General features: G+C 65.4%; 8 protein-coding genes. 7 read left to right on the top strand and 1 reads right to left on the bottom strand.

Annotated elements, in window-relative coordinates; translation table 11 throughout:
* Window positions 1–144: 144 nt before the first annotated feature.
* From OXU43_06775 to OXU43_06745, 7 genes are all read left to right on the top strand, one after another.
* A complete protein-coding gene (locus OXU43_06775; GenBank protein MDD9824857.1) occupies window positions 145–1,029 on the top strand; it encodes a DUF692 domain-containing protein in 885 nt (294 codons plus the stop codon).
* A complete protein-coding gene (locus OXU43_06770) occupies window positions 1,001–1,828 on the top strand; it encodes a putative DNA-binding domain-containing protein (protein ID MDD9824856.1) in 828 nt (275 codons plus the stop codon). The genes OXU43_06775 and OXU43_06770 overlap by 29 nt, the downstream gene beginning before the upstream one ends.
* Window positions 1,829–1,854: 26 nt before the next feature.
* A complete protein-coding gene (locus tag OXU43_06765) occupies window positions 1,855–3,489 on the top strand; it encodes an acetolactate synthase large subunit (GenBank protein ID MDD9824855.1) in 1,635 nt (544 codons plus the stop codon).
* Entirely contained in the window at window positions 3,486–4,946 is a 1,461-nt protein-coding gene (locus OXU43_06760) for an aldehyde dehydrogenase family protein (GenBank protein MDD9824854.1), read from the top strand. The genes OXU43_06765 and OXU43_06760 overlap by 4 nt, the downstream gene beginning before the upstream one ends.
* 45 nt (window positions 4,947–4,991) lie before the next feature.
* Window positions 4,992–6,512: an FMN-binding glutamate synthase family protein gene (locus tag OXU43_06755; GenBank protein MDD9824853.1), complete on the top strand. Its 1,521-nt coding sequence runs from the start codon at window positions 4,992–4,994 to the stop codon at window positions 6,510–6,512.
* 172 nt (window positions 6,513–6,684) lie between these two features.
* Complete coding sequence (locus tag OXU43_06750) at window positions 6,685–7,263, top strand: DoxX family protein (GenBank protein MDD9824852.1); 579 nt, start codon at window positions 6,685–6,687, stop codon at window positions 7,261–7,263.
* A 112-nt stretch (window positions 7,264–7,375) separates the two neighbouring features.
* Complete coding sequence (locus OXU43_06745; protein ID MDD9824851.1) at window positions 7,376–8,650, top strand: cation:proton antiporter; 1,275 nt, start codon at window positions 7,376–7,378, stop codon at window positions 8,648–8,650.
* Here the strand turns inward: OXU43_06745 and OXU43_06740 are convergent.
* On the bottom strand, window positions 8,574–9,815 hold the full coding sequence (locus OXU43_06740; protein ID MDD9824850.1) for an argininosuccinate synthase: 1,242 nt from the start codon (window positions 9,813–9,815) through the stop codon (window positions 8,574–8,576). The two genes, OXU43_06745 and OXU43_06740, sit on opposite strands and share 77 nt — an antisense overlap.
* Window positions 9,816–9,995 lie beyond the last annotated feature (180 nt).

Below are 9,995 nucleotides of genomic sequence, written 5' to 3'. Positions count from 1 at the left end.
TGCGGCGAAGGCAAGTGCGGCGAGGGCAAGGAAGCCGAGGGCAAGTGCGGCGAAGGCAAGTGCGGCGAGGGCAAGGAAGCCAAGTCCAAGGACGCCGAGGGCAAATGCGGCGAGGGCAAGTGCGGGCACTAAAGTCTCCGTGCGGTGAGTCCCTTGCGACTGCCGCTTTCGGTGGCTGACTATCCCGTAACCGGTGCGGGACTGGGGTTGAGGCGGGCCTTTCGGGGCTCGCTCTCCGCCCCGGTCCCGTCGCCCATTTCTTTTTTCGAGGTCGCTCCCGAGAACTGGATTGATGTCGGGGGCCGCTTCGGACGGTGGTTCCGTTCTCTGGCCGAGCGGTATCCCTTCGTTTGTCACGGCCTGTCTCTGAATCTCGGCGGCACGGCGCCCTTGAACGAGCCCTTTTTACGCCGGGTCAAAAAGTTTCTCGACGAGCACCGCATCCGTTGCTACAGCGAGCACCTGAGTTACTGTGCGGACGAGCGCGGCTACCTGTACGATTTGATGCCCATACCCTTTACCTGCGAAGCCGTGCGCCATGTGGCCGGGCGCATCCGCCAGGTGCAGGATCTTCTGGAGCGGCGGATCGCGATCGAAAACGTCTCGTACTATGCCGCGCCGGGAAAGCGTATGGAGGAGATTGATTTCATTCGGGCGGTCATTGAGGAAGCCGATTGCCTGATGCTGCTCGATGTCAACAATATTTGCGTTAACAGCCGCAACCATGGTTACGATGCCGAAGATTTTCTCCGCTCTCTGCCGGGAGAACGTATCGCCTATGCCCATGTGGCGGGCCACTACCGGGAGAGCGACGGGGTGCGGGTGGATACGCACGGCGCCGGGGTAAGCGACCCCGTGTGGCGGCTGCTCGATGCAAGTTATCGTCATTTCGGCGTGTTCCCGACCCTGGTCGAGCGGGACTTCAATATTCCGCCGCTTGGGGAGTTGGTCCGGGAAGTTGCCGTCGTAGAGGGGCTTCAGCGCAAGCACAGTGTCGAACATGGCGGTTCGCAGTCCATCCGGGCCTGAACAGGAAACCTTCGCCGAGGTCCAGCGGCGCTTTACCCGCCATATACGCGATCACAGTTGTCCGGCGCCGTCCGATGTAGAAGACCGCCGCATGCAGATCTACCGCGACCTCTTGTACCGCAACGTGGAGGGGTTGTTGGCGGGCGGCTTTCCGGTATTGCGAAAAATCAGTTCGGACGAATACTGGCATTCCCTGGTCCGGGGGTATTTCCGCGACCATGCCTCCCGCACCCCCCTGTACCCGATGTTGTCGCGGGAATTTTTGCAGTACCTGCAGACGGCCCGGGAACGGGCGCCTGAGGATCCTCCGTACCTGCAGGAACTTGCCCACTACGAGTGGGTGGAGCAGGAGGCATCGTTCGACCCGCGCGAGATTTCCCTGGCCGGGGTGGATTCGGACGGCGACCTGGTCGCAGGCGCGCCGGTATTGAATCCCCTGGCGCGGCTGCTCAGTTACCGTTACCCGGTGCACCGGATTCGCCCCGACTTTCTGCCGCGGGAGCCCCTTGCGGTACCGCTTTGCCTGGTGGTCTGCCGGGACCGGGACGACCGCGTCCGCTTTCTGGAGTTGAGCATTGCCTCGGCCCGGCTGCTGGACCTGTTGCGGGAGCGCCCGGGCGCTACGGGCCGGGAGCTGCTGAAGACGATCGCAGCCGAACTGGGCAAGGGGGGCGATTCCGGGCAGCTGTTGCGGTTCGGGCGGGAACTTTTGCAAAGCCTGCGGGACCGGGACGTCGTGCTGGGAACGGCAGACGGGTATCGGGAACGGGCGCCTTCGGTTGCCGGCAGGAACGGATAGAGGGAGCGGAACAGGAGGGAGGGAAAATGAAAGGAGCCGAATTGTTTGTGCGTTGCCTGGAAAACGAGGAGGTGGAATGCATTTTCGGGATCCCGGGCGAGGAGAATGTGGACGTGATGGATGCGCTGTTGGGCAGCAGCGTGCGCTTCGTTACCACCCGCCACGAGCAGGGCGCCGCCTTCATGGCGGATGTCTATGGCAGGTTGACCGGCAAGGCCGGCGTCTGCCTGGCGACTCTGGGGCCGGGCGCCACCAACCTGGTGACCGGCGTCGCGGACGCCAACATGGACCGGGCGCCGGTGGTCGCGATTGCCGGGCAGGGGGCGACGACCCGCCTGCACAAGGAAAGCCACCAGATCCTCGATCTGGTCGGCTTGTTCCAGCCGATTACCAAATACAGCACTCAGGTGCGCGCCGGCCGGATCATTCCCGAGATAGTGCGTAAATCCTTCAAGGTGGCGGAGGCGGAGAAGCCCGGTTGCAGCTTTATAGACTTTCCGGAAAACATTGCCGGGGATGAGGCGAACGGCGGCGAGCCGCTCAAGGTTCAGCGGGCCCTGCCTCCCGCCCCGCCGGAGTCCAAGATAAAGCAGGCCGCCGCGTTGATCGCCGACGCCCGGTTCCCGATCGTAATGGCCGGCAACGGCGTGGTGCGGGCGAAGGCGGCCGCCGACTTGGTGTCATTCGCGGAAAAGCTGAACATCCCCGTGGCGACCACCTTCATGGCCAAGGGCGCGCTGCCCTTTTCCCATGACTTGTCCCTGGGCGCCGTCGGCTTGCAGGCCAGCGACTACGTATCCTGCGGCTTCAATCGGGCGGATATCGTGATCTGCGTAGGCTACGATATCGTCGAGTACCATCCCCACCTGTGGAACAAGGACAAGTCCTGCAAGATCGTCCATATAGATTCCATGCCCGCCGAGGTGGACGAGCACTATATCGTCGAGACCGGGTTGGTCGGGGATATCGGGGCGTCGTTGCGCGCGCTCGCGGAACTGGGAAGCCCGCGGCAGGAGTGCCTGGCTTCCGGCCTGCGCGAGACCATTGTCGAGGAGAACAACCGTTGCGCGGAGGATAGCGGGTTCCCCGTAAAGCCGCAGAAGATCATGTGGGACTTGCGGCAGGCGCTGGCCCCCGAGGATATCGTGATTAGCGATGTCGGCGCCCACAAGATGTGGATGGCGCGCATGTACCAGGCGGAACGGCCGAATACCTGCATTATATCCAACGGCTTCGCTTCCATGGGGATCGCGGTGCCCGGCGCCTTTGCCGCCAAGCAGGCATTTCCCGAGCGGCGGGTGGTCGCCGTTACCGGGGATGCCGGCTTTCTGATGAACTCCCAGGAGATCGAGACTGCGCTGCGCCATAAAATTCCCTTCGTGATTCTGATCTGGTCGGATTCGGAATACGGATTGATCAAGTGGCACCAGTTGCGCCGCTTCGGCCGCCCCTCCAACATTTCCTTCAACAACCCTGATTTCATTCAGTATGCCCGGAGTTTCGGCGCCCAGGGGTACCGGGTGACGGCGGCGGAAGAACTGCTGCCGGCATTGCGGCAGGCCCTGGCGGAGGACACCGTGACCGTGGTGGACTGCCCGGTGGATTACCGCGAGAACATGAAGTTGACCGAGAAGCTGGGCGAACTGGTGTGCCTGATATGAAAGCGGCGGCCGCCGCATCCGGCGCCCATTTTCCACTGCTGGTTGCCGGCACTGAGGACACCGGGGGGCGGCTGGAGGTAAGCGCGCCCTACGACGGACAGCCGATCGCCACGGTCGCTACGGCCGACGGGCCGGCGGCGGATCGCGCCCTCGAGGTCGCATACGGGCTCGCCCGCGATCGGGACGCCTGGTTGCCGCCCTGGCGGCGGCTCGAGATCCTGGAGCGCACGGCCGAACTCATGCGCCGGCAGAGCGCGGAACTGGCCGTAGAGGCAGCCCGCGAAGGCGGCAAGCCCCTGGCGGATTCGCAGGTGGAGGTAGCGCGGGCGATTGACGGAGTGCGCGAGTGCGTGGAAACCCTGCGCACCCATGCCGGCAAGGAAATCCCCATGCGCCTGAACCCCGCCTCCGCGGGGCGCCTGGCGGTGACCGTGCACGAACCCATCGGCGTCGTAGTGGCGATCAGCGCCTTCAACCATCCCCTGAACTTGATCGTTCACCAGGTGGCGCCGGCGGTGGCAACCGGTTGCCCCTGCATCGTCAAGCCGTCCGAAGACACCCCCCTGTCCTGCTTCCGTTTCGTCGGCCTGTTGCGCGAGGCCGGGCTCCCCGAGGAATGGTGCCAGGCCCTGACGGTAAACGAGGTTGCGGTGGCGACCCGCCTGGCGTCCGACTCCCGGGTCGGGTTTTTCAGTTTCATCGGCAGCGCCCGGGTAGGTTGGATGCTGCGCTCCCAGCTGGCGCCGGGCGCCCGTTGCGCCCTGGAGCACGGCGGCGCCGCGCCGGTCGTCGTAGCCGAGGATGCGGACCTCGAGGCGCTGCTGCCGTTGCTGGCGAAAGGCGGCTTCTACCACGCCGGCCAGGTATGCGTCTCGGTGCAGCGGGTATTCGCCCACGAAAAGGTCGCCGACCGGCTGGCCGAGGGCCTGGCGGAACTGGCCGGGCAGCAGCGCATCGGCGACCCGACCCGCGAGGACACGGACGTGGGCCCCTTGATCCGCCACCCGGAGGCGGCGCGCGTCGCCGAGTGGGTGGAGGAAGCGGCCGCGCAGGGAGGGCGCGTACTCGGCGGCGGCCGGCGCATTTCGGATTCCTGCTATGCCTGCACCGTGATCGCCGACCCGCCGCCCGAGGCGCGTGTCAGTTGCCAGGAGATCTTCGGCCCGGTGATCTGCGTCTATCGCTACCGGGACATGGACGAGGCCCTGGTTCGCGCCAACTCTTTGCCCTACGCCTTCCAGGCGGCGGTCTTCACCCGCGACCTGGACCGCGCCCTGCGGGCGGCGAAACGGCTGGATGCCTCGGCCGTGATGATCAACGATCACACTGCGTTTCGCGTGGACTGGATGCCCTTCGCCGGGTTGCGGCAATCGGGGCTGGGCGTAGGCGGCATCCCCCATACCATGCGGGACATGCAGGTGGAGAAAATGCTAGTATTTCGTTCGCCGGAGTGGTAGCTGCCAGAATGGCAGCGGTTCCCCGGCAAGGCGAGGTGCTGTGAGATGACGGTACAGTCTTTCCTGTTCGGGGCCATGGAATTCATGGCCGCGCTGTTCATCATGGCGGTCGGCATCGTCTTTCTGGCGATCGTCGTGGTCTATATCCTCGATATCAGCCAGACCCAGCAGGCGATCCGCCGCAACTATCCCGTCATCGGGCATTTTCGTTATTTATTCGAGCACCTGGGGGAATTCTTCCGGCAATACTTCTTTGCCATGGACCGCGAGGAATTGCCCTTCAACCGGGCGCAGCGCTCCTGGATTTACCGGGCCGCCAAGAACCTGGACAACACCGTCGCCTTCGGTTCCACCCGTGACTTGCGGCCGCCGGGCACCGTGCTGTTCGTCAATTGCCCCTACCCGACGTTGGGCCAGGACGGGGTGGCGCCCAAAATTATCGAGATCGGCCCGCATTGCCGGCAGCCGTACGTCACCAGTTCGCTGGTCAACATCTCCGGGATGAGTTACGGAGCGATCTCCAAGCCTGCCGTGTTGGCCCTTTCCCAGGGCGCGCGCATGGCGGGCTGTTGGATGAACACGGGCGAAGGCGGGCTTTCGCCCTACCATCTGCAAGGGGGCGCCGATCTGGTCTTCCAGATCGGCACGGCCAAGTACGGCGTGCGCGACCTGCAAGGAAACCTGAACGACGACAAACTGCGCGAGGTCGCCGGCCACGAACAGGTGAAGATGTTCGAGATCAAGCTCAGCCAGGGCGCCAAACCGGGCAAGGGGGGCATCCTGCCGGGCGGCAAGGTGACGGACGAGATCGCCCGGGTCCGCGGCATCAGCCCGGGCCAGAACTCGATCAGCCCCAACCGGCATACGGATATCGAGAGCAACGACGAGCTCCTGAAAATGATCGCGCATATTCGCGAGGTGACGGGCAAGCCCGTGGGTTTTAAGACCGTGCTGGGGGCTTACGGGTGGCTGGATTCCCTGTTCCAGGAGATCCGTGACCGCGGGGAAGACGCGGCGCCGGATTTCATCACCGTGGACGGCGCCGACGGCGGCACGGGCGCCGCGCCGCTGCCCCTGATTGACGAAATGGGGTTGCCCCTGCGCGAGAGCCTGCCCATGCTGGTGGACAAGCTGCATGAATACGGCCTGCGCGAACGGATTCGGGTGGTGGCCTCGGGCAAGCTGGTCAATCCGGGCGATGTCGCCTGGGCGCTGTGCCTCGGGGCGGATTTCGTCACCACCGCCCGCGGCTTCATGTTCGCGCTCGGTTGCATCCAGGCCCTGCAATGCAACAAGAACACATGCCCGACGGGGATCACCACGCATGACGTGAATCTGCAGCGCGGTCTGGTGCCGAAAGACAAGGCCCAACGGGTGAAGCACTATGCGCTCAATATGGTCAAGGAGGTTGGGATCATCGCCCACTCCTGCGGCGTCAAGGCGCCGCGCCGCTTGCGGCGCTACCATGCCCGCGTCGTGGTGGGCAACGGGCTCTCCGTGCCCTTGAACGAATTGCATCCGGACGTGGACGGCGGCGGCGGGCGGTCGCGCGCGGCCCCGGCATGAAGGACGGAAGCGCTTTCGCCGGTTGCCGCCGCACCGCTGCCGCAACGGGGGCGGCAGGGGCGAACGGCGAATGGCGAATAGCGAACGACAGACATGTACGCACCGGTATTTTGACAGCGGCGGCGGCAGCGGCGCTTCGTTGCCGGCCCGCTGAAAACAGGAGGAAAAGACCATGCCTATTATTCTGAACGCGATGAACCGCTTGCAGGACCTGCTGGACCAGAGCCGAATTGCCGACGGCCTGGGACTGCTCCTGATTCGCATCTACCTGTTTTTTCCTTTTTGGATGGGCGGCACCCGCAAACTCAGTTCCCCGGAGCACGTCATCGCCTGGTTCGATCAGGGCCTGGGGCTGCCTTTCCCCACGCTGATGTTCTGGCTGGCCGCGCTGACCGAGGCGGTGGGCGCCGTGCTGCTGCTGTTCGGCTTTGCCACCCGCTGGATTTCCATCCCGCTGATGATCACGATGCTGGTGGCCGCCTTCGCGGTGCACTGGGAAGACGGCTGGTACGCCATTGCCCAGTCCAGCTCCGAGGAGATCGGCGTTCGTCTGGATCGCGCCAAGGACATCCTCCAGGAGCACGGCGACTACGAATGGCTGACCGAGTACGGCAATTTCGCCATTCTGGGCAACGGCATCGAGTTCGCCGCCACCTATTTCATCATGCTCCTGGTGCTGTTCTTTGCCGGCGGCGGCAGGTTCCTCAGCGCGGACTACTGGATTGCCCGCAAGTTCCGCGACTCGTCCTAGGCGCTCGAGTCCTGGGCGCCCGGGGCCAGGGCGGCGGCCGGGCCGGGGCGGCGCCGCGCCCTAGTCCGTTTGCCGGCTGTGCCGGTCGGCGGGAGGAGGCATAGCGCCAGCCATGTTGTCCGTGCCCGCCATCCTGTATTTCCTGGCGCTGTTGCTGCTTGCCGTGCCGCTGGAGAGGCTGGCCCGGCGCCTCCGCGTCCCGCCCGGCGTCTTCCTGCTGCTGCTGGGCTTCCTCAGCTCCGAGCTGCTGGTGGGGTTCGGCATAGACACTGGCATCCGCTGGCAAAATTTTTATTTCGCTATTTTTTACCTGTTTTTGCCGGCGCTGATCTTTCATGCCGCGCTGCGCATAGATTTGAACATGCTGCGCGCCAACCTGTTCCCGGTCCTGCTGCTGTCCCTGCCGCTGGCGCTGTTGTCGGTGGCGATCATTGCCGCCGTCCTCTACTACGGGGTCGGTTCGCCGGGCGGATTCCCCTGGCTGGCGGCCCTGATCGCCGGCGCCCTGCTGGCCGCCACCGATCCCGCGGCCGTCTTATCCCTGCCCGCCGCCGCGGGCATCCCGAGGCGGCTGCGCAACATCCTGGAAAGCGAGAGTCTGTTCAACGACGTAAGCTCGATTCTCTTGTTCGGCGTTCTCATCCTTGCGGCTACCGCCATGGACGATTTGGACAACCTGGCCGCCGGCGGTTTCATCCTGCGCAGCTTTCTGCTGGCCTGCGGCGGCGGTCTGTGCGTCGGGCTGGCGGCCGGCCTGCTCGCCCGGGGCTTGTTGGCCCGCTGGCACGACCGCTATGCCTTTGGCATCGTGACCCTGGCCTGTTCCTATGCCTCTTTCCTGGCCGCCGAAGAGCTGTTGCACGCCTCCGGGGTGATGGCCGTGCTGGTTGCCGGCTTGGTGTTGCGGTACCCGGGCGAAGCCACGTTGCCCGCGGAAGTGCGCCGCTTCGGCGATCAATTATGGGATTTCCTCTCCCGCCTGAGCCACAACCTGATCTTCGTTCTGGCCGGGGTCACCGTCACCCTGGAGATGTTCGCCGACCGCTGGCTGGCCATGCTGCTGGCCGTTGCCGCGGTGCTGGCGGCCCGGCTGCTGTGCGTCGTCGCGTTGCTGGCGCCGCTGTGCAGGCTGCCCGCTGCCGGCCCCGTCTTCCCGCCGCGGCAACAGGCGCTGCTCTGCTGGGGCGGCGTCCGCGGAGTCGTGACCCTGGCGCTCGCCCTGTCCCTGCCGCTTAGCCTGGACTACTGGTACACGATCCAGTCCATGGCCTACGGCGTCGTGCTGTTCACCTTGTTCGCGCAGGCCACCACTATCGAGGTCCTGGTCCGCGGAAGCGCCGCCGCAGCCGCTCGCTCAGACGCAGCCGCAGGCCGTTCAGACGGATAAATCCGGCTGCGTCCTGCCGGTCGAATCCCGAACCTTCCTCGAAGGTGGCCAGGCCGGGGTCGTACAAGCCGCCGCCTTCCGCCTTGCGCCCGCTTACGGTTACGCCGCCCTTATACAGCGCCAGCCGGACCTCGCCGCTGACGTCCCCCTGCGACTCGTCAATGAGCTGCTGCAGCGCCATCCGTTCCGGGCTCCACCAATAGCCGTTGTAGATCATCTCCGCATAGCGCGGCATCAGCCCGTCCTTCAGGTGCGCCAACTCGCGGTCCAGGGCGACGGACTCGATGGCGCGGTGCGCCTTGAGCAGGATGGCGCCCCCGGGAGTTTCGTAGCAGCCCCGCGACTTCATTCCCGCGTACCGGTTCTCCACGATATCGGCGCGCCCGATGCCGTGCTCCCCCCCCAGGCGGTTCAACTCCCGCAACAGCTCCGCGGGCCGCATGGGCTTGCCATTCGCCGCCACCGCGTCGCCCTTGTGAAAGCTCAATTCCAATTCGGCAGGCGCGTCCGGGGCGCGCTCCGGCGCCGCCGTGCGCCGCCACATCGTCTCCGGCGGCGGCGCCCACGGGTCTTCCAATTCCCCCCCCTCGTAGGAAACGTGCAGCAGGTTGGCGTCCATGGAGTAGGGCGGCGCATCCCCTTTCTTGTCTTCTACGGGGATCCCGTGTTGCTCCGCATAGCGCAGCAGATCGCCTCGCGAATGCAAATCCCATTCCCGCCAGGGTGCGACGATGCGCATATCCGGGCCGGCCAGCGCCCGGATGCCCAGCTCGAAGCGCACCTGGTCGTTGCCCTTGCCGGTGGCGCCGTGGGCGATCGCGTCCGCGCCCGTCTCCCGCGCCACCTCCACCAGCCGCTTGGCGATCAACGGCCGGGCGATCGCCGTGCCCAGCAGGTACTCGCCTTCGTAAACGGCATTGGCGCGCAGCATGGGGAACACGTACTCGCGCACGAATTCCTCGCACAGGTCTTCGACGTGGATCTGGCGGATGCCCAGCGCCTGCGCCTTGGCCCGCGCCGCCTCCAATTCCTCCCCCTGCCCCAGATCCGCCGTATAGGTGATCACCTCGCAGCCGTAGGTTTCTTGCAGCCAGCGCAGGATGACCGAGGTATCCAGCCCCCCGGAGTAGGCCAGCACCACCCGCGAATATTTCCCGTCCCGCATATCGTTTCTCCCCTGCTGCCGCCGTCGGCCCGCTATTCTAGCAATCCCCGCGCCGCCGCCGAAATCGCCCCGCCAGGGGCGCGGCAGCCGTTACGCGATCGAAGGGAAGAAAAGCGGCTCATACCTATCACTCCCCCCTTGAGGGGGAGTCGGCAAGACGAGGGCGCCAGCCCGAAGTCG

Source organism: Gammaproteobacteria bacterium, assembly GCA_028817255.1.
Classification (GTDB): domain Bacteria; phylum Pseudomonadota; class Gammaproteobacteria; order Porifericomitales; family Porifericomitaceae; genus Porifericomes; species Porifericomes azotivorans.
This window is presented reverse-complemented; position numbering and strand designations above follow the sequence as displayed.

Coding starts and splice junctions, on each gene's coding strand:
- OXU43_06745 (MDD9824851.1), top strand. CDS start 7,376: ATGTTGTCCGTGCCCGCCATCCTGTATTTCCTGGCGCTGTTGCTGCTT.
- OXU43_06770 (MDD9824856.1), top strand. CDS start 1,001: ATGGCGGTTCGCAGTCCATCCGGGCCTGAACAGGAAACCTTCGCCGAG.
- OXU43_06765 (MDD9824855.1), top strand. CDS start 1,855: ATGAAAGGAGCCGAATTGTTTGTGCGTTGCCTGGAAAACGAGGAGGTG.
- OXU43_06740 (MDD9824850.1), bottom strand. CDS start 9,815: ATGCGGGACGGGAAATATTCGCGGGTGGTGCTGGCCTACTCCGGGGGG.
- OXU43_06755 (MDD9824853.1), top strand. CDS start 4,992: ATGACGGTACAGTCTTTCCTGTTCGGGGCCATGGAATTCATGGCCGCG.
- OXU43_06750 (MDD9824852.1), top strand. CDS start 6,685: ATGCCTATTATTCTGAACGCGATGAACCGCTTGCAGGACCTGCTGGAC.
- OXU43_06760 (MDD9824854.1), top strand. CDS start 3,486: ATGAAAGCGGCGGCCGCCGCATCCGGCGCCCATTTTCCACTGCTGGTT.